The sequence below is a fragment of the Streptomyces abikoensis genome, from assembly GCF_014648775.1.
Classification (GTDB): domain Bacteria; phylum Actinomycetota; class Actinomycetes; order Streptomycetales; family Streptomycetaceae; genus Streptomyces; species Streptomyces abikoensis.
Genome location: NZ_BMRT01000009.1, coordinates 71,524 through 90,686, shown reverse-complemented (window position 1 = coordinate 90,686; position 19,163 = coordinate 71,524). Strand labels below are relative to the sequence as shown.

The 19,163-nt window shown below is 71.1% G+C and carries 17 protein-coding genes; 12 read left to right on the top strand and 5 right to left on the bottom strand.

What is annotated here, in order from left to right; all coding sequences use genetic code 11:
- Positions 1-104: 104 nt before the first annotated feature.
- The gene (locus IE096_RS25225) at positions 105-2,753 is read left to right on the top strand and encodes a transglycosylase domain-containing protein (protein ID WP_189455506.1); all 2,649 of its coding nucleotides are present in this window, start codon (positions 105-107) and stop codon (positions 2,751-2,753) included.
- A 130-nt stretch (positions 2,754-2,883) separates the two neighbouring features.
- Positions 2,884-4,377 (top strand): glycosyltransferase family 87 protein, encoded by a 1,494-nt coding sequence (locus IE096_RS25220; RefSeq protein WP_189455505.1) that lies wholly within the window; start codon positions 2,884-2,886, stop codon positions 4,375-4,377.
- A gap of 35 nt (positions 4,378-4,412) precedes the next feature.
- Here IE096_RS25220 and IE096_RS25215 read toward each other — a convergent pair whose 3' ends face one another.
- The 3 genes from IE096_RS25215 to IE096_RS25205 all read right to left on the bottom strand — a co-directional run bounded on the left by IE096_RS25215 (position 4,413) and on the right by IE096_RS25205 (position 7,039).
- Positions 4,413-5,444 carry an alanine racemase gene (locus tag IE096_RS25215; RefSeq protein WP_126915054.1) on the bottom strand — a complete coding sequence of 344 codons (1,032 nt, stop codon included), beginning with the start codon at positions 5,442-5,444 and terminating at the stop codon, positions 4,413-4,415.
- 45 nt (positions 5,445-5,489) lie between these two features.
- On the bottom strand, positions 5,490-6,608 hold the full coding sequence (locus tag IE096_RS25210) for a lipid II:glycine glycyltransferase FemX (protein ID WP_189455503.1): 1,119 nt from the start codon (positions 6,606-6,608) through the stop codon (positions 5,490-5,492).
- Between the two features lie 101 nt (positions 6,609-6,709).
- Entirely contained in the window at positions 6,710-7,039 is a 330-nt protein-coding gene (locus tag IE096_RS25205) for a hypothetical protein (RefSeq protein ID WP_189455502.1), read from the bottom strand.
- Between the two features lie 276 nt (positions 7,040-7,315).
- On the opposite strand from IE096_RS25205, the gene rpsF reads away from it, so the two are divergent.
- From rpsF to rplI, 4 genes are all read left to right on the top strand, one after another.
- On the top strand, positions 7,316-7,606 hold the full coding sequence (rpsF, locus tag IE096_RS25200) for a 30S ribosomal protein S6 (RefSeq protein ID WP_049719052.1): 291 nt from the start codon (positions 7,316-7,318) through the stop codon (positions 7,604-7,606).
- 80 nt (positions 7,607-7,686) lie between these two features.
- Positions 7,687-8,274 (top strand): single-stranded DNA-binding protein, encoded by a 588-nt coding sequence (locus tag IE096_RS25195; RefSeq protein WP_189455499.1) that lies wholly within the window; start codon positions 7,687-7,689, stop codon positions 8,272-8,274.
- Positions 8,275-8,349: 75 nt separating this feature from the next.
- Positions 8,350-8,586 (top strand): 30S ribosomal protein S18, encoded by a 237-nt coding sequence (gene rpsR / locus IE096_RS25190; protein ID WP_004950692.1) that lies wholly within the window; start codon positions 8,350-8,352, stop codon positions 8,584-8,586.
- Between the two features lie 18 nt (positions 8,587-8,604).
- Positions 8,605-9,051 (top strand): 50S ribosomal protein L9, encoded by a 447-nt coding sequence (gene rplI, locus IE096_RS25185; RefSeq protein ID WP_126915059.1) that lies wholly within the window; start codon positions 8,605-8,607, stop codon positions 9,049-9,051.
- Positions 9,052-9,227: 176 nt separating this feature from the next.
- On the opposite strand, the gene IE096_RS25180 is transcribed toward rplI, so the two are convergent.
- The gene (locus IE096_RS25180; RefSeq protein WP_189455497.1) at positions 9,228-10,568 is read right to left on the bottom strand and encodes an MATE family efflux transporter; all 1,341 of its coding nucleotides are present in this window, start codon (positions 10,566-10,568) and stop codon (positions 9,228-9,230) included.
- 523 nt (positions 10,569-11,091) lie between these two features.
- Between IE096_RS25180 and dnaB the strand changes: the two genes are divergently transcribed.
- From dnaB to IE096_RS25160, 4 genes are all read left to right on the top strand, one after another.
- Complete coding sequence (dnaB, locus tag IE096_RS25175; protein WP_189455818.1) at positions 11,092-12,552, top strand: replicative DNA helicase; 1,461 nt, start codon at positions 11,092-11,094, stop codon at positions 12,550-12,552.
- 57 nt (positions 12,553-12,609) lie between these two features.
- Complete coding sequence (locus tag IE096_RS25170; RefSeq protein ID WP_189455495.1) at positions 12,610-14,019, top strand: serine hydrolase domain-containing protein; 1,410 nt, start codon at positions 12,610-12,612, stop codon at positions 14,017-14,019.
- 92 nt (positions 14,020-14,111) lie between these two features.
- A complete protein-coding gene (locus tag IE096_RS25165) occupies positions 14,112-15,239 on the top strand; it encodes a pyridoxal-phosphate-dependent aminotransferase family protein (protein WP_189455494.1) in 1,128 nt (375 codons plus the stop codon).
- 205 nt (positions 15,240-15,444) lie between these two features.
- Positions 15,445-16,194: a TetR/AcrR family transcriptional regulator gene (locus tag IE096_RS25160; RefSeq protein ID WP_189455491.1), complete on the top strand. Its 750-nt coding sequence runs from the start codon at positions 15,445-15,447 to the stop codon at positions 16,192-16,194.
- 105 nt (positions 16,195-16,299) lie between these two features.
- Here the strand turns inward: IE096_RS25160 and IE096_RS25155 are convergent, their stop codons facing one another.
- Positions 16,300-16,764 (bottom strand): MarR family winged helix-turn-helix transcriptional regulator, encoded by a 465-nt coding sequence (locus IE096_RS25155; RefSeq protein WP_189455489.1) that lies wholly within the window; start codon positions 16,762-16,764, stop codon positions 16,300-16,302.
- A gap of 211 nt (positions 16,765-16,975) precedes the next feature.
- Here IE096_RS25155 and IE096_RS25150 point away from each other — a divergent pair, with 211 nt between their 5' ends.
- A complete protein-coding gene (locus IE096_RS25150; RefSeq protein ID WP_189455487.1) occupies positions 16,976-18,241 on the top strand; it encodes an MFS transporter in 1,266 nt (421 codons plus the stop codon).
- 38 nt (positions 18,242-18,279) lie between these two features.
- A complete protein-coding gene (locus IE096_RS25145; protein WP_189455485.1) occupies positions 18,280-18,912 on the top strand; it encodes an HAD family hydrolase in 633 nt (210 codons plus the stop codon).
- The last annotated feature ends 251 nt before the right edge of the window (positions 18,913-19,163 follow it).

Genomic DNA, 19,163 nt, shown 5'->3' with positions numbered 1-19,163 from the left:
GTGCGGCCCACCGGTCAGGGGGGCATGGAGGTCGCACGTCGGGGGGAACGCAAGCCACCCTGCCGCTGTCAGGCGATAGCGCCTGCCCGAGGAGTATTCGTTCGATGAGCGAGCACCGCCGCAAGCCGCCGCAGCCTCAGGGCGGCGGACGAGCCGCGGCCCGTCGCGCGGCCCAGCAGCCGACGCCAGGCCGTCGCGCAGCACCATCCACCCACTCGGCCCCGCCCGGCTCCGGCCGCGGTGAGCCTCCGCACGGCAGCCGGCCGGGGGCCCGTCGCGGTGCCCCGCCCGGCGGCGCCGGCGGGCCGGGCGGGCGCAGACGCCCCCCCGAGCAGGGGCCCGGGGGGCGCGGACGCCGGGACGGCGGCCGGTCCGGCGCCAAGCGGCTCATCGACTACCCGCGTGCGGGCAAGACCGGGTTCCGGCGCTGGCTGCCTTCCTGGAAGCTCACCGCGGGTCTGATCGTCTCGTTCGTGGGCCTGATCCTCGGCAGCGTCGGGATCGCGCTCGCGGTGGTGCAGGTGCCGAGCGCGCAGAAGGCCGCCGTGGTCCAGAAGAACGTTTATTACTGGGCCGACGGCAAACAGATGGTCGTCGCGGGCGGCGGCAGTCTCAACCGCCAGATCGTGCCGATCTCCCAGATCCCCCTCGCCATGCAGAACGCGGTGATCTCCGCGGAGAACGCCAGCTTCGAGCAGGACATGGGCGTCGACCCCATGGGTATCGCCCGAGCCGTCGTGAAGATGGCGCAGGGCGGTGAGACGCAGAGCGGCTCGACCATCACCCAGCAGTTCGTGAAGAACACCTATCTGAGCCAGGAGCAGACGCTCAAGCGCAAGATCACCGAGCTGCTCATCTCGGTCAAGGTCGGAGCCACCCAGGACAAGAAGGACATCCTGGCCGGCTACCTCAACACGGCCTACTACGGGCGCGGCGCCTACGGCATCCAGGCCGCGGCGCGGGCGTACTTCGACAAGGACTGCGCGGACCTGACGCCCAGCGAGAGCGCGTTCCTGTCCGCCACCCTGAACGGCCCGAACCTCTACGACCCGTACGGCGGCCAGGGCCCGGCGGCGACGCCGGAGAAGAACCTCAAGCGTGCCACCGACCGCTGGAAGTGGACGCTCGACCGCGAGGTCCAGGTCGGCCGCATGCAGGCCCCCGACCGCGACAAGTGGGTCGCGGCGGGCTTCCCCAAGGTGCAGAAGCCGAAGCCCGCGACCAACCGCGCCGGCCAGATCGGCTACCTCACCGACCTCGCCGACAACTACATCGTCGCCCACTCCAAGATCAGCAAGGCGGAGCTGGACAAGGGCGGCTACCAGATCTACACGACGTTCGACCGGGACAAGGTGGACGCGCTGTCGAAGTCGGTCGAGGAGGTGCGCAAGGCGAACATCAAGCCGAAGGTGCGCGACGTCGACCAGTTCGTCCAGTTCGGCGGCGCCTCGGTGGAGCCCAAGACCGGCAAGATCGTCGCCATCTACGGCGGCGAGAACGCGCTGGAGCACTTCACCAACAACGCCGACTACACCGGTGTCCAGGTCGGCTCGACGTTCAAGCCGTTCGTGCTGGCCGCGGCGATGACGCACGGCAAGCGCAACCCGGCGCTCGGCCCGAAGCAGAGCGACAGCCAGCGCACCCTCGTCTCGCCGGAGAGCGTCTACAACGGCAACAACAAGGTGACCCTGCGGACCTACAACGGCACCGTCTGGCACGACCAGGACGGCAAGGAATGGCACCAGCCGAACGACGGTGACGAGGACAAGGGTCTCGTCACCCTCCGCACGGCCATGCAGTTCTCGGTGAACACCCCCTACATCCAGCTCGGCATGGACGTGGGCACCGACCTGGTGCAGGAGGCCGCGCTCAAGGCCGGCCTGGACAAGGACCAGCTCGCCTCGCTGACCCCGACCTTCTCGCTGGGCACATCGGCGCCCAGCGCCATCCGGCTGGCCGGCGCCTACGCGACGTTCGCGGCCAGCGGCAAGCAGGTCGACCCCTACTCGGTGACGAAGGTCGAGAAGGACGGCAAGCCGGCCTACGAGCACGAGGAGAAGAGCGCCCAGGCCTTCGACTCCAACGTCGCCAACAACGTCACCGACGTGCTCAAGACCGTCGTGGAGTCGGGCACCGGCACCAAGGCCAAGCTCGGTGACCGCCCGGTGGCGGGCAAGACGGGTACGACCGACGGCAACCGCTCCGCCTGGTTCGCGGGCTACACCCCGCAGCTGTCGACGGCGATCGGCATGTACCGTGTCGACCCCAACGCCAAGAACCAGGAGTTCCTGTCGATGCGCGGTGTGGGCGGCCAGCCCACCATTCACGGCGCCTCGTTCCCGGCGGAGATCTGGGCGGACTACATGACCGAAGCGCTCAAGGGCAAGCCGGTGCTCCAGTTCGACCCGCCGCAGCCGATCGGGCAGAAGGTGTTCGGGGACGGGGCCAGTCCCTCCCCCACCCCCGTGCCGGCCACGACCCCCTCGGCCCCGGTCTCGCCGTCGGCGACGCCGTCGAAGTCCCCGTCCGCCTCCCCCTCCCCGAGCGGGTCCTGCGGGCCGTTCGACTTCAAGTGCCGGATCGGCGGCAACGGTGGGAACAACGGCGGCCCCGGTGGCAAGGACGGGGGCGCTTCGGGCGGTCCCGGAGGCAACGGTGGCGCCGGGGATCCGGGCGAGTCGCCGTCGCCGAGCGGGAACAAGCGCCCGCCGGGCGGCGGCGGTGGCGGACTGTTCGGCGGACCGGGTGGCTGATCATCGTATGAATCCGTCACGGGCTGTCTGAGCACGTCTTTTCGAGGGCCGTCCCGCGTTCGCGCGGGGCGGCCCTCGCGGTTGTCCACAGGCTCCGCGGGGGTGACGGCGGGTACGGCAGGATGAGGGCATGAGGAGCGCGCGGGACGATCAGCTTGTACGGCCCACCGTCGAGGACGAGGTGGCCGCGGCCGGCAGTGAGCTCATCGGCGGGCCGGTGGGGCGGCGTGCGCTGATCGGTGCGCACTGGTGGACACCCGTGCGGGTGATCGCGCTCGTGGCGATCGGGATGTTCGCGCTCGGCATGGTGCAGAAGCTGCCGTGCTACGACCACGGCTGGTTCTTCGGCGCCACCACCCAGTACACCCACGCCTGTTATTCCGACATCCCGCACCTCTACAACGGCCGGGGCTTCGACCAGGGCCTCATCCCGTACCTCGACCGGATTCCCCAGTCCGTCGGCGGCGGCATGGACTATCTGGAGTACCCGGTCCTGACGGGGCTGTTCATGGAGGTCGCGGCGCTGTTCACGCCGAGCGGCGGAAGCCTCCAGCACCGCGAGCAGCTGTACTGGTTCGTGAACGCCGGCATGCTGCTGGCCTGCACGGCCGTCATCGTGGTGTGCGTGGCCCGTACGCACCGTCGCCGCCCCTGGGACGCGCTGCTGGTGGCCCTCGCCCCGGCCTTCGCGCTCACGGCCACCATCAACTGGGACCTCTTCGCGGTCGCTCTGACGGCCGCCGCCATGCTGATGTGGTCCCGTGGGCGCACGGTGCTGTCGGGCCTGCTGATCGGCCTGGCGGCCGCCGCGAAGCTGTATCCCGTGCTGCTGCTCGGGCCGCTGCTCGTGCTGTGCTGGCGGGCCGGGCGGTCGCGGGCCTTCCTTACCGCCGCGGGCGGCGCGGTCGCCGCCTGGCTGGCGGTGAATCTGCCGCTCATGTTCACCCATGACGCCACGGGCTTCCACATCCGCGAGGGATGGGCGAAGTTCTACACCTTCAGCCAGGAACGGCCGGTCGACTTCGGCTCCCTCTGGCTCTTCATCTCCGAGCGCACCGGCGACCCGCTGAACGACGTCAACGTCTACGCGACGCTGCTGATGATCCTCGGCTGCCTCGGCCTGGGCACCCTCGCGCTGAGGGCCCCCAGGCGACCGCGCCTCGCGCAGCTGGCCTTCCTGGTGGTGGCGCTGTTCGTCCTCGTCAACAAGGTCTATTCGCCGCAGTACGTGCTGTGGCTGGTGCCGCTCGCCGCGCTGGCCCGGCCCAAGTGGCGCGACTTCCTGGTCTGGCAGTCCTGCGAGGTCCTGTACTTCCTGGCCATCTGGTTCTACCTGGCCTACAACGGCAGCGGCGACAAGCACCAGGGGCTGCCGATGGAGGGCTACCAACTGGCGATCGTCGTCCACCTGCTGGGCACGCTCTACCTCTGCGCGCTGGTCGTGCGGGACATCCTCAAGCCCGAGCGGGACGTGGTGCGCCGCGACGGTTCGGACGATCCCTCCGGAGGCGTCCTGGACGGGGCGCCGGACATATTCGTCCTCGGCTCCGCGCGCCGCGAGCGGCAGGCCGAGCCCTCCGCGGGTACGCGCGTCGCTTGGGGGACCGGGAGCCACGACGCCTGAGTCAGGCTCCCGGCCACATCACACGGGGGGTGGAATCAGTGGTCGACAACGCGGTCGAACTGCGTGGTGGTGTGCCGCAGATGGGCCACCAGCTCATCGCCGACCTGCGGGGCGGGGGCGTCGTTCGGCACGAACAGGATGGAGACCTGCATGTGCGGGGGCTCCGCGAACCAGCGCTGCTTGCCGGCCCAGACGAAGGGCGACAGATTGCGGTTCATGGTGGCCAGGCCCGCCCGGGCCACGCCCTTGGCGCGCGGCATCATGCCGTGGAGCGCCTTCGGCGCCTCCAGCCCGACGCCGTGCGAGGTGCCGCCGGCCACCACGACCAGGTAGCCGTCACCGGCGGCCTTCTGCTGCCGGTAGCCGAAGCGGTCGCCCTTGGCGACGGGGGTGACGTCCAGGACGGCGCCCCGGTACTGGGTGGCGTCGTGGTCGCCCAGCCACAGCCGGGTGCCGATCCGGGCCCGGAAGCGGGTCTGGGGGAACCGCTGCTGGAGCTCGCGGAGCTCCTCCGACTTGAGGTGGCTCACGAACATCGTGTGCAGCGGCAGGTGGGCGTTGCGCAGCCGCTCCATCCACGCGGTGACCTCGTCGACGCCGTTGCCGCCGTCCGTGTGGTCGAGCGGGAGGTGTATCGCGAAGCCCTCCAGGCGCACGTCCTCGATGGCGGCGTGCAGCTTGGGGAGGTCCTCCTCGCTGATGCCGTGCCGCTTCATGCTGCTCATGACCTCGATGACCACGCGGGCGCCCACCAGCCCGCGCACGCCCTCGACCGAGGAGACGGACCGGATGGCCCGGTCCGGCAGCGGCACCGGCTCCTCGCCGAGCCGGAAGGGCGTCAGGACCAGCAGGTCGCCGCTGAAGTAGTCCTTGATCCGGGCCGCTTCGTAGGTGGTGCCGACGGCGAGGGTGTCCGCGCCCATGCGCGTGACCTCGTCGGCCAGGCGCTCATTGCTGAAGCCGTAGCCGTTGCCCTTGCAGACGGGGATGATCCCCGGAAACTGCTGGATGACGGACTGCTGGTGTGCCCGCCAGCGCGCGGTGTCGACGTAGAGCGTGAGCGCCATGGCCGGTCCCGGAACCTTTCCCTGAGTGTGGTTGGAGCTGCTGGATCAACGCCGCGACATGTACATGTCGAGCGCCTTGTGGAGCAGCTTGTTGAGCGGGAAGTCCCACTCGCCGAGGTACTCCGCCGCCTGACCGCCCGTGCCGACCTTGAACTGGATCAGGCCGAAGAGGTGGTCGGTCTCCTCCAGCGAGTCACCGATGCCCCGCAGGTCGTAGACGCTGGCGCCCAGGGCGTAGGCGTCGCGCAGCATCCGCCACTGCATCGCGTTCGACGGACGGACCTCGCGCTTGTGGTTGGCCGAGGCGCCGTAGGAGTACCAGACGTGCCCGCCGACGATCAGCATCGTCGCGGCGGCGACGGCCTCGCCCTCGTGCACCGCGAAGTACAGCCGCATGCGGTTGGGGTCCTCGCTGTTGAGGGCCGTCCACATGCGCTGGAAGTAGCTCAGGGGGCGCGGGCGGAACTTGTCGCGCTCGGCGGTGATCTCGTAGAGGTGCTGCCAGGTGGGCAGGTCCTCGTAGCCGCCCTGGACGACCTCGACGCCGGCCTTCTCGGCCTTCTTGATGTTGCGCCGCCACAGCTGGTTGAAGCCCTTGTGGACGTCCTCCAGCGAGCGGCCCTCCAGCGGCACCTGGAAGACGTAGCGCGGCTGGACGTCGCCGAACCCGGCGCCCTCCTCCTCGCCCTGCTGCCAGCCCATCCGGCGCAGCTGGTCGGCGACCTCGAAGGCGCGCGGCTCGATGAAGGTGGCCTCGACGTCGCGCAGGCGCTTGGCGTCCGGGTCGGCGATGCCCTTCTTGATCGCGTCGGCGTCCCAGCGGCGGATGACCACCGGCGGGCCCATCTTCACGGAGAAGGCGCCCTGCTGCTTGAGGTGGGCCAGCATGGGCTCCAGCCAGTCGCGCAGGTTCGGGGCGTACCAGTTGATGACCGGGCCCTCGGGCAGGTAGGCCAGGTAGCGCTTGATCTTGGGCAGCTGGCGGTAGAGGACCAGGCCGGCGCCGACCATCTGGCCGGTCTTGTCGAACCAGCCCAGGTTCTCGGAGCGCCACTCGCTCTTCACATCGGCCCACCCCGGTACCTGCATGTGACTGGCCGCGGGCAGGCTCTGGATGTATGCCAGATGCTGCTCTCGGCTGATTGTCCTCAGGGTCAGGCTCATGCGGGGCGCTCCTCGGCAGGTGTGTCCCCATGGTCGGGGCTCCGGCTCTCGCGCCGAAGCCTACTGCGACAGGGGAGCGCCCCGATTGGGCGTACGGTCCGCTATCCGATCACACCCCCGAAGAGTCCGCCGTGCGCCATGCCCAGGAAGAAGCCGATGGCCGAGGCGCCGAGCCCGATGATCAGCAGGAAGCGCTCGCCGGTGGTGGCCGAGATGAATTGTCCCCAGGCCCCCGTGAGGATGCCCACGAGCCCGCTCCAGGACGAGAGCAGGTGGAGGTTGCTGAAGGCCGAGGAGATGAAGGCGAGCGCACCGAGCACGACCGTCACGGCGACGAAGGTGTTCTCGACGGGATGGGGCTTTCCGTCGCTGTTGAGCACACCGCTGAGCAGCGAGCGGAGCCCGCGGGGCTGTCGTGCTGCCTGTGTCATGGGGGCACCTCCTGAAAGCAGGCGGCGCGCTATGGCGCCGGTCACACCCGTCCGGTCCAGACTGAGGGGCCGGGTCGCCCGATTTCAACCACGCGCCGAAGTGCGGGTACTCTGTACGGTCTGCACCGGTGTCTGCCCGGACCCAGCTTCGGTCCCAGGGGCAACCCAGGGACTTTCCGCTGATTGTCAGTGTCCGCCGATACCGTTGTTCACGCATCACGACCCTCCTGCCACGGATCGACCGTGGCCGCTGAGTCCAAAGGAGGTGGGTTCCACATGCGTCACTACGAGGTGATGGTCATCCTCGACCCCGATCTCGAGGAGCGCGCTGTCTCCCCGCTGATCGAGAACTTCCTCTCCGTCGTCCGTGAGGGCAACGGAAAGGTCGAGAAGGTCGACACCTGGGGCCGTCGTCGTCTCGCTTACGAGATCAAGAAGAAGCCCGAGGGCATCTACTCGGTCATCGACCTGCAGGCCACGCCTGAGGTCGTCAAGGAGCTCGACCGCCAGATGAACCTGAACGAGTCGGTCCTCCGGACCAAGGTCCTCCGTCCCGAGACCCACTGAACCTGAAGGTTCAGAGGTAATCGGGCTGCAACTCCACGAGTAGCAAGCAGCCAGCAGCACACCCGCCGAGAGGTTCATCCATGGCAGGCGAGACCGTCATCACGGTCGTCGGCAATCTCGTCGACGACCCCGAGCTGCGCTTCACCCCGTCCGGTGCGGCGGTCGCGAAGTTCCGTGTCGCGTCCACTCCCCGCACCTTCGACCGCCAGACCAACGAGTGGAAGGACGGCGAAAGCCTCTTCCTCACGTGCTCGGTGTGGCGGCAGGCGGCGGAGAACGTCGCCGAGTCGCTTCAGCGAGGCATGCGCGTCATCGTGCAGGGCCGTCTGAAGCAGCGGTCCTACGAGGACCGCGAGGGCGTCAAGCGCACGGTCTTCGAGCTCGACGTCGAAGAGGTCGGGCCCAGCCTGAAGAACGCCACGGCGAAGGTCACCAAGACCACGGGTCGCGGCGGCCAGGGTGGCTTCGGCGGTGGCGGCGGTGGCGGCCAGCAGGGTGGTGGCGGCTGGGGCTCCGGTCCCGGCGGCCAGCAGGGCGGCGGGGCTCCCGCCGACGACCCCTGGGCGTCCAGCGCTCCGTCCGGCGGCCAGCAGGGCGGCGGCGGAGGTGGCTGGGGCGGCGGCTCCGGCAACTCCGGCGGTGGCTACTCCGACGAGCCGCCCTTCTAGGTCCCCCCGGGGACCCGGGCCCCAAGGGGCCCGAGGGCGACAGCACAAAACTTCTTGATTCACAGGAGAGAGACAATGGCGAAGCCGCCCCCGCGCAAGCCCAAGAAGAAGGTCTGCGCGTTCTGCAAGGACAAGACCGCTTACGTGGACTACAAGGACACGAACATGCTGCGGAAGTTCATTTCCGACCGCGGCAAGATCCGTGCCCGTCGCGTGACCGGCAACTGCACTCAGCACCAGCGTGACGTCGCCACGGCCGTGAAGAACAGCCGTGAGATGGCGCTGCTGCCCTACACGTCGTCCGCGCGATAAGGGAAGGGTGACCAACTAATGAAGATCATCCTCACCCACGAGGTCTCCGGCCTCGGCATCGCCGGTGACGTCGTCGACGTCAAGGACGGCTACGCCCGTAACTACCTGGTCCCGCGCGGTTTCGCGATCCGCTGGACCAAGGGTGGCGAGAAGGACGTCGAGCAGATCCGTCGCGCTCGCAAGATCCGCGAGATCGCCACGATCGAGCAGGCCAACGAGATCAAGGGCCAGCTCGAGGGCGCCAAGGTTCGCCTTGCCGTCCGCGCCGGCGAGGCCGGCCGCCTGTTCGGCTCCGTGACCCAGGCCGACGTCGCTTCCGCGATCAAGGCTTCCGGTGGTCCGCAGGTCGACAAGCGCCGCGTCGAGCTGGGCTCGCCCATCAAGACCCTGGGCGCCCACCAGGTGTCCGTGCGTCTGCACGCCGACGTCGTTGCCAAGCTCGGCATCGAGGTCGTCGCCGCCTGACGTTCGCACCAGGCAGCTGTGTGAAGGGCCGCATCCCGCGAGGGGTGCGGCCCTTCCGCCGTTCCACGGAACCGTTTCGCCTGATCGGGTCGACCGAATGTTCGCCCGAGCGGGCCGACCGAATGCGCAGGCGGTGGCCGGCACACAGGCCCGCTCCGCGCGGGGTGCCGGCGCCCTCAGCCCCGTACGGCCCCGGTGACGATCCAGCGGCCCGAGCGCGCCCGCAGCCACAGGGTCACCAGCCGGGCCGTCAGCATCAGCGTCATGGCCCACCACAGCGCCGTCAGGCCGCCCCCCAGGCCGGGCACCAGCAGGGCGGCCGGGGCGAAGACGGCGAGGACCACGAGCATCGCCCGGGCCAGATAGGGCCCGTCCCCGGCGCCCATCAGCACCCCGTCCAGGACGAAGACCACCCCGGCGACCGGCTGCCCCACGGCGACCACGAGCAGGGCGGGCAGCAGGGCGTCCCGTACCGCCGGGTCCGAGGTGAACAGCGGGACGAACGCGTGCCGGCCCGCCACGACCAGGGCCCCCAGCACCACACCCGAGGCGATGCCCCACTGCACCATGCGACGGCAGGCGGCCCGTGCCCCGGCGGTGTTTCCGGCGCCCAGGTAGCGACCGATGATCGCCTGTCCGGCGATGGCGATGGCGTCCAGCGCGAAGGCCAGGAGATTCCACAGGGAGAGCACGACCTGGTGCGCGGCGATGTCGGTGTCGCCGAGCCGTGCCGCCACCGCCGTGGCGATCATGAGGATGGCGCGCAGTGAGAGGGTGCGCACCAGCAGGGGCGCACCGGCCCGGGCACAGGCCCGTATCCCCGCGGCGTCGGGCCGGAGCGGGGCGCCGTGCCGCCGGGCTCCCCGGACGACGACGGTGAGGTAGACGGCGGCCATGGCGCACTGGGCGAGGACCGTCCCCCAGGCGGAACCGGCGATCCCCAGGCCCGCGCCGTAGACGAGCGCGACGTTGAGCGCGGCGTTGGCGACGAATCCGCCGACGGCGACGTACAGCGGCGTCCTGGTGTTCTGGAGGCCGCGCAGCACGCCCGTGGCGGCGAGGACGACGAGCATCGCGGGGATGCCCAGCGCGCTGATCCGCAGATAGGTGGTGGCGTACGGGGCGGCGGTGGCGGAGGCGCCGAAGGCGCGGGCGAGGAGCGGGGCGGTGGCCAGCACGGCGGCGGTGACCACCGCCCCGAGTATCAGCGCCAGCCATATGCCGTCCATGCCCTGCCGGATGGCGGCCGGGAGATTACCGGCGCCGACCCGGCGGGCCACGGCGGCGGTGGTGGCGTAGGCGAGGAAGACGAAGACGCTGACGGCCGTGGTGAGCAGCGCGGCGGCGATGCCGAGGCCCGCGAGCTGAGAGGTGCCGAGGTGTCCCACGATGGCGCTGTCGGCCATCACGAAGAGGGGCTCCGCGACGAGGGCGCCGAAGGCCGGGACGGACAGGGCGACGATCTCACGGTCGTGCCGGCGGACGTCTGGCCGGACGGGCGCGGGGGCCTGGGGCACGGAGTCCCTCCCATCTTCCACAGGTAATCAGTGCATCTAGCTTAGGACCCTTACTGTGGCGGGTGGTGCGCGATCTTCTCTGCGCCGTTTGTCGTGATCTCGGGCCAACGGGGAAAGTTTTTCTCCTCAACAGCCGGTGGATGGCAAAGCTGCAGGTCAGAGGCTTGCGGTGGAGGTGATTGTGTGTTTGTCCACAGTGCTTTCCCCCGGCCCGTGCACAGGTTACGGGGACTTCTCCACAGGCTTGGGCCGCTCATCCACATGCCCTGTGGATAACCAGATTGGCTGACGGTGCCCGGGGCCCTACCGTGGACCGGCGCCCGCCATCTGTCCACCGCTCCCGTCATCGCTTCGCGGACCTCACGGGTCCGTCGCGATCCCCTCGCGAATCCACCGCGAACTCGACGCGCAAGAACCGGAGTCGGGCGTCCTATTTGTCAGAGCCGTGCCGTAAGAAGGAGTGGCACGGCGAGGTCCGCTCGGCGGACGGGAGGAGGTGGCCCGGGTGAGCATTCCCGAGCCCATGGACGACGGCCCGTGGGGCGACGGCGGCCCCGGTGACCGGCTTCCCTTCCCCCGCTCCCGGCGCGGCGACGGCAAGGGCCGCGGCGAGCAGCACGACCGGGGGGACGAGGGCTCCTGGGAGCGCGGCGGCAGCGGCTTCGAGCGCGTCCCCCCGCAGGATCTCGACGCGGAGCAGTCCGTCCTCGGCGGCATGCTGCTGTCGAAGGACGCCATCGCGGATGTGGTCGAGGTCCTCAAGGGCCACGACTTCTACCGTCCGGCCCACGAGACGGTCTACCAGGCCATCCTCGACCTGTACGCCAAGGGCGAGCCGGCCGACCCCATCACCGTCGCCGCCGAGCTCACCAAGCGCGGTGAGATCACCAAGGTCGGCGGCGCGGCGTATCTGCACACCCTGGTGCAGTCGGTGCCGACCGCGGCCAACGCCGAGTACTACGCCGAGATCGTCCACGAGCGCGCGGTCCTGCGCCGCCTGGTCGAGGCCGGCACGCGCATCACGCAGATGGGATACGCGGCCGACGGCGATGTCGACGACATCGTCAACAAGGCCCAGGCCGAGGTCTACGCCGTCACCGAGCAGCGCACCAGCGAGGACTACCTCCCGCTCGGCGACATCATGGAGGGCGCGCTCGACGAGATCGAGGCGATCGGCTCCCGCAGCGGCGAGATGACCGGTGTTCCCACGGGCTTCACCGATCTCGACGCCCTGACCAACGGCCTCCACCCCGGCCAGATGATCGTCATCGCGGCCCGTCCCGCCATGGGTAAGTCGACCCTCGCGCTGGACTTCGCCCGCGCCTGTTCGATCAAGCACAACATGCCGAGCGTGATCTTCTCGCTCGAAATGGGCCGCAACGAGATCGCGATGCGTCTGCTGTCCGCCGAGGCCCGCGTCGCCCTCCACCACATGCGCTCCGGATCGATGACGGACGACGACTGGACCCGGCTCGCGCGCCGGATGCCCGACGTCTCCGCCGCCCCGCTCTTCATCGACGACTCGCCGAACCTGTCGATGATGGAGATCCGCGCCAAGTGCCGCCGGCTGAAGCAGCGCGCCGACCTCAAGCTCGTGATCATCGACTATCTGCAGCTGATGCAGTCCGGTGGCTCCAAGCGCGCCGAGAGCCGCCAGCAGGAGGTCTCGGACATGTCCCGTAACCTCAAGCTGCTGGCCAAGGAGCTGGAGCTCCCGGTCATCGCGCTCTCCCAGCTGAACCGTGGCCCCGAGCAGCGTACGGACAAGAAGCCGATGGTCTCCGACCTGCGAGAGTCCGGCTCCATCGAGCAGGACGCCGACATGGTCATCCTGCTCCACCGCGAGGACGCCTACGAGAAGGAGTCGCCCCGCGCGGGCGAGGCGGACATCATCGTCGGCAAGCACCGTAACGGCCCCACCGCCACGATCACCGTGGCCTTCCAGGGCCACTACTCCCGTTTCGTCGACATGGCGCAGACCTGATCGGAACGGTGGATGCCCTTCGGTGTCCGGGGAGAACGCCTGGCTAGGGTGCGGGACATGACTGTCTCGTGCGAAGTGCCCAAGCAAGAGCTCCCGGACGCCGCCCCCCTCGACGAGCTCCTCCCGGCCACCCGGCGCGCGCTGCTGCACCGGGTCGCCACCTGCCAGGCCGAGGGCCGTGCGCCCTCGCTGGTGGGCGCGGTGACGCGGAACGGGCGCATGGTGTGGTCCGCCGGGCGGGGGGACGTGGCCGGGGAGATCCCCGGTGCCGACACGCAGTACCGGATCGGCTCGATCACCAAGTCCCTCGTCGCCGTCCTCGTCATGCGGCTGCGTGACGAGGGGCTGATCGACCTCGACGAGCCGCTCGGGACGTACCTCGACACGCCCGAGGGCGGCCGGGCGACCATCGCCCAACTGCTGTCGCACAGCTCGGGACTGGCGGCGGAGGCGCGCGGCCCCTGGTGGGAGCGCACGGACGGCGCTCTGCGCCCCGAGCTCGCGGACATCTTCGGCGAGCGCCCCCAGCGCCATCCCGCAGGGCGCCTGCACCACTACTCCAACCCCGGATACGCGCTGCTCGGCGCGCTGGTGGAGCGGCTGCGCGGTGAGCACTGGTACGAGGTGCTGCGCCGGGAGGTGCTGCTGCCGCTGGGCATGGCGCGTACGACCCTCGGCCCCGAGGCGCCGTACGCCGAGGGCCGGGCCGTGCATCCCTGGGCGGACGTGCTGCTCCCGGAGCCCGCGGTGGACACCGGGCGCATGGCGCCCGCCGGTCAGCTCTGGTCCACGGCCGCCGACCTGTGCCGCTTCGCGGAGTTCCTGCTGAACGGCGACGACCGGGTGCTGGGGGCGAGCACGGTGGCGGAGATGCGGACGCCGCGGACCGAGCCCCAAGGGCCGGACTGGACGGGCGCCTACGGCCTGGGCCTCCAGCTGACGCGCCATGACGGCCGGGTCCTGTGCGGGCACACGGGCAGCATGCCGGGCTTCGTGGCGTCGCTGTGGGCCGACCCCGCCGAGGGCGTCGCGGCCGTGGCGCTGAGCAACCTCACCTCGTTCTTCGGCCTGGTCCCCGTCGTGACGGACCTCGTGCGCACGGTCGTGGAGCACGAGCCCCGGATCCCGGAGCCCTGGCGTCCGCTCGACGGCGTGGACCCGGCCCTGCTGGAGCTGACCGGGCCCTGGTACTGGGGCGCCACCCCGTTCGTCCTGCGCCTGGAAGCCGACCGGGCGCTGCGCCTGGGCCCCGTGGGCAACGGCGGGCGCGCCGCGCGCTTCCGCGCCGAGGAGGACGGCACCTGGACGGGGCTCGACGGCTACTACGCGGGGGAGACCCTGCGGGCCGTGCGCCGCGAGGACGGCACGGTGAGCCATCTCGACCTCGGCACCTTCGTCTTCACCCGTGAGCCCTACGAGCCCGGGGGCGCGGTGCCGGGCGGCGTCGACACGGGTGGCTGGCGATAGTCGGATTGTCGGCATGGCCGGGGGTGCGGACGTAGAGTCGGCAGGAGATTGGCGGGCGCCGCGACGCGGCGCGACATCCCCTGGAAGGCACCGTGACCGCGAACACCGCACCGGACCTGCTCGACTTCGCGCCCCTCGGCGCGGGCCACTTCGCTCGGATCGAGGACAAGGTCGCGGCGCTGATGCGCACGCGCGAGACCGTCGTCGCCATGCAGGGCGAGGCACTGCTCCCGCTGGAGGCGTGCATCCGCTCGGCCGTGCGGCCCGGCAGCACCGCGCTGAACATCATCACCGGCCCGTACGGCGAGACCTTCGGCGGCTGGCTGCGCTCCTGCGGCGCCGAAGTGGTGACCGTGAGCGCGCCGTTCAGCGGGGCGGTCACCGCCGAGCAGGTGGCCGAGGCGCTGCGCGCGAACCCCACGATCGACTTCGTCAGCCTGGTGCACGCCGAGGCGGCGACCGGCAACACCAACCCCGTCGCCGAGATCGCCGCGGTCGTCCGTGAGCACGGCGCCCTGCTGATGCTGGACGCCGTCGCCTCCATCGCCGCCGAGCCGCTGCTCACCGACGAGTGGGGCGTCGACCTGTGCGTCATCGGCGGCCAGAAGGCCATGGCGGGCCCGGCGGGAGTCTCCGTCGTCTCCGTGAGCGCCCGCGCCTGGGAGCGCATCGCCGCCAACGAGCAGGCGCCGCGCCGCTCCTACCTCTCCCTGCTGGACTGGAAGGAGCGCTGGATCGACGGCGGCCGCGCCGCCCTCCCGCACGCGCCGGCCCAGCTGGAGATGCTCGCGCTGGAGCAGGCCGCCGACCGCATCACCGCGGACGGCCTGGACGGCGTGATCGCCCGCCACCGCGCCGCCTCCGCCGCCACGCGCGCGGGCGTACGGGCGCTGGGCGCCCTCGCGCCCTACGTCATTCGCGACGAGGACGCCGCGCCCGTCGCCACCACGCTGCGCGCGCCCGACGGCGTCGACGCCCGCGACATCGTGGCGGCCGCCCTGGCGGCCGACGCGTCCGTGCCCGTCCAGGCGGCCGGGGGCACGCTGGCGACGGAGATGATCCGGGTCAACCACTACGGCCTCGACGCGGACCGGGAGGTCGTGCTCGACTCGCTGACGGCGCTCGCCGCGGGGCTGCGCGCCCTGGGCGTCCCGGTCGCGGACGAGGACGGTGCCCTGGCGGCCGCGAGCAAGGCCTGGGACGCGGTGATCTCCGGCTGACCGTGCGGCGCGGCCGTGCCGGGCCGCGTCACCGCATCGAGCCGCCGTCGGCGCTTCACGCGCCGGCGGCGGCTCTTTGTTTTCCCGGCTTCTGCTTCACGTTGGCTTTTGTCCCGGTATGGCGCTGCAGGTCCTCGCTCATTCGCGCGGATAGAATCGGAACCTCGATCCCGTTTCCCTCCCAGCCCTCCGGAGACCCAGGCGCATGGCTCGGCGCAGGACCCCGACGACCGCCTCACCGGTCTCTCAGCCGCTGCGTTCGGACGCCCGCCGCAACCGCGCGCTGGTCCTCCAGGCAGCCCGATCGGCCTTCGAGGAGCAGGGGTTGGCGGTGCCGCTGGGTGAGATCGCGCGCCGGGCCGGGGTGGGGGCGGGGACCGTCTACCGCCATTTCCCGTCCAAGGAAGCCCTGTTCAGGGCCACGGTCGTGGACCGGGTGCGGCTCTTCACCGATACGGCGCGGGAGTTGGCGCACGCGGAAGACCCCGGGCGGGTGTTCTACCGCTATCTGGCGGCTGTGGTGCGGCTGTCCGTGCGGAACAAGGGCCTGTGCGACGCGCTGGAGGGCAGTTTCGAGCCCTCCCCCGGGGTCGAGGCGGACTTCCGGGACGCTCTCGCCGTCCTGCTGGAACGGGCCCAACAGGCAGGCGCGGTACGGAAGGACGTGTCCGTCGGTGATGTGACGGCCCTGCTCGTGGGGTGTCTGTCGATGGAGCAGCGGCGCGGGCCGGGGACGGCGCCGGGCAGGATGACCGCGCTGGCGTGCGACAGCCTCCGACCGGGGCGGCATGTGACGAAACTCCCCGCGAATCCCGCCCCGGACCGTAACGAAACCCGGTGTGCCGTATGCGGTGGGCCGGTGGCCGCCGCTCGTACGGGCCGGCCCGCCCGGTACTGCGCCGCGGCCTGCCGTCAGAAGGCGCACCGGGAACGGGCGCGCGCACGCGAGATGTGACCGCCCCGGCAGCTGAGTGCGACCTGCCGGGCCGCCGAGTGCGACCGGCCCGGCGGCCGACAGGGGGCGGCGTGGCTCGGGCCGGCGGTTACCTCGGGCCGGTGGTTACGGGGCGGCGGGGGCGAGGGACTCCACCGCGGCGACCAGCGGGGCGAGCTCGGTCCGGTTCGCGGCCTCGTCCAGCGCCTCGCGCAGGGCCGCGTCGTTGGTGGGGCGAGCCTCTTCGAGGAGGGCGCGGCCCGCGTCCGTGACGTCGGTGTAGATCCCGCGCCGGTCGGTGAGGCAGAGGTAGCGCGTCAGCAGGCCGCGGTCCTCGAGGCGGGTCACCAGGCGCGTCGTCGCGGACTGGCTGAGGACGACGGCGTCCGCCACCTCGTTCATCCGCAGGTGGCCGCCCTCGCCGTTGTGCTGGCGGTTGAGGACGTCGAGCACGGAGAATTCGCGCACGCTCAGCTCGTGACGGTTCTGCAGGGCGCGCTCTATGTGCGCCTCGATCCGGCTGTGCAGCGCCGAGAGTGCGCACCAGCCCTGCGCCAGGCCGGCCAGGGCGGGATCCAGGGTGCGGGACATGGGTGAGCCCTCCTTCGGGGACGTCCGGGTGTGCCGTCCGAGCGCGCCGTCCGCACGTGGCCGTGCGGTCACTACCAGCGTATCTCCCCTCTGCAATAGCCCGCGCTTGCAAGTAAATGCGTCTGCAATTATTGTGGAGGCCGGTAGAAGTCGGCCACAACCACCTGGCCGGAAGGTCTCCCCTGCCTCGATCCCGTACGAAGGACCCTCCATGCCCCTCGCCCTGCTGGCGCTCGCCATCGGCGCCTTCGGAATCGGCACCACCGAATTCGTCACCTCGGGACTGCTCCCCGACATCGCCGCGGACTTCGGGGTCTCGATCCCGACGGCCGGCCTCCTGACCACCGGCTACGCCCTCGGCGTCGTCGTCGGCGCCCCGGTTCTCGCCGTCGTCGGCGGCCGCGTCGCACGCAAGACGATGCTGATGGCCCTGATGGGCCTGTTCGTTGCGGGGAACGTGATCTCGGCCGCCGCACCCGTCTTCGGGGTCATGCTCGCCGGGCGCATCGTCGCCTCGCTCGCGCACGGCGCGTTCTTCGGCATCGGCGCGATCGTGGCCGCCGGGCTCGTCGCCCCGCAGAAGAAGGCGGGCGCGATAGCGATGATGTTCACCGGGCTCACCACCTCGACCGTGGTGGGCGTGCCCCTGGGCACCCTCGTCGGCCAGAACGCGGGCTGGCGGGTCACCTTCCTGATCATCGCCGGGCTGGGCGTGCTCGCCGTCCTGGGCATCGCGGCCCTCGTGCCCCACCAGCCGCGCCCCGAGCGGACCCGGCTCAGCGGCGAGACGGCCGCCTTCCGCAACCCCCAGGTGCTGCTCGCCATGGCGATGACCGTCCTCGGCTTCGGCGGCGTCTTCACCATGAGCACCTACCTGGCCCCGCTGGTCACCGACGTCGCCGGTTACGCGCCCTCGTCCGTCACCTGGCTGCTCGTCCTCTTCGGCCTCGGCATGCTGGTGGGCAACCTGATAGGCGGCAAGTACGCGGACCGCGCGCTGATGCCCATGCTCTTCACCGCCCTCGGCGGGCTCGCGATCCTGCTCGCCCTGCTGCCCCTCGCCGCCCACGACAAGATCGCGACCGCGGTCGTCATCCCGCTCATCGGCGCCTTCGGCTTCGCCACCGTGCCGCCCCTCCAGAAGCGGGTCCTGGACCAGACCGCCGACGCCCCCACGCTCGCCTCCGCCGTCAACATCGGCGCCTTCAACCTGGGCAACGCCATGGCCGCCTGGCTCGGTGGCCTCGTGATATCCGCCGGATTCGGCTACACCGCGCCCAACTGGGTCGGCGCCGGGATGGCCGCCGCCGCGCTGCTCCTCGCCCTGCTCTCCGCGTCGCTGGAGCGGCGCGAGGGCCGGGGCGGGCGGATCGTGGCCTCGGGGCCGAAGCCGGTGCTCTCCGACACGGCGGACGCGGCGGGCACGGTGGACGCGGCTGACGCGAAGGGTGCGGGGCGCGTGGCGGCCGGCCGCTGACGTCCGAGCCCGATCCCGAACGCCTAGGCTCGGTGGTCATGACCAGACTGCACCTGTTCGACCTGGACGGAACGCTCATCCACGGCTCGGCCGCGGCTGTCGAGATATCCCGGCAGCTGGGCCTGGAGAAGGAGATCGGCGAGCTGGAGAGGGCCTTCGCCATGGGGGAGCTGCTGCCGTCCCGGTTCGCCCAACTGGCCGTGGAGCTCTGGGCCGAGCTGACGGAAGCGCAGGTCACGGCAGCCTTCGAGGGCGCACCCTGGCTGGCCGGGATCCGGGAGGTCTGGGCCGCCATCCGGGCCGGCGGCGAGCGCTGCGCGGTGATCTCCCTGTCGCCGGGTTTCTTCGTCGAACGCCTGCTGGACTGGGGAGCCGACGCGGCCCACGGCTCGCGCTGGCCCTCCGTGCCCTTCCGCGACCCGGTGGACCCGGCGGGGATCCTCGACGCCTCGGCGAAGGTGCGGATCGCCGACGAGCTCTGCGAGCGGTACGGGCTGGGCCGCGCCGACTGCGTGGCCTACGGGGACTCGATGTCGGACGCCCGGCTCTTCGCCGCGGTGCCGGTATCGGTCGCGGTCAACGCCGACCACCATGTGCGGGGCATCGCCTCGCACGCGTACGACGGCCTCGACCTCCGGGAGGCGTACGCGCTGGCCGGCGGCGGCCTCTAGCCGCCACGGGCCGTGAGCCGGAGGAGCGGGTGCGGTCGGCCCGCACCGCACCGGATCGGGTCAGCCTAGCCTCAACCGACTCCCCATCACCCGGAGTTCCGGGAAGACACCCGGAATCGGGGACCCGGGGTGCCATGCTGCGTGGACGGGAACAGCGACTCATCAGCAGCGCGGGGAATCGCGGAAACCTTCCCGCCCTCTTCGGCGGAAGCGCGCGGCCCGGCCGGGAAACGCTCAAGGCGAGGCAACCA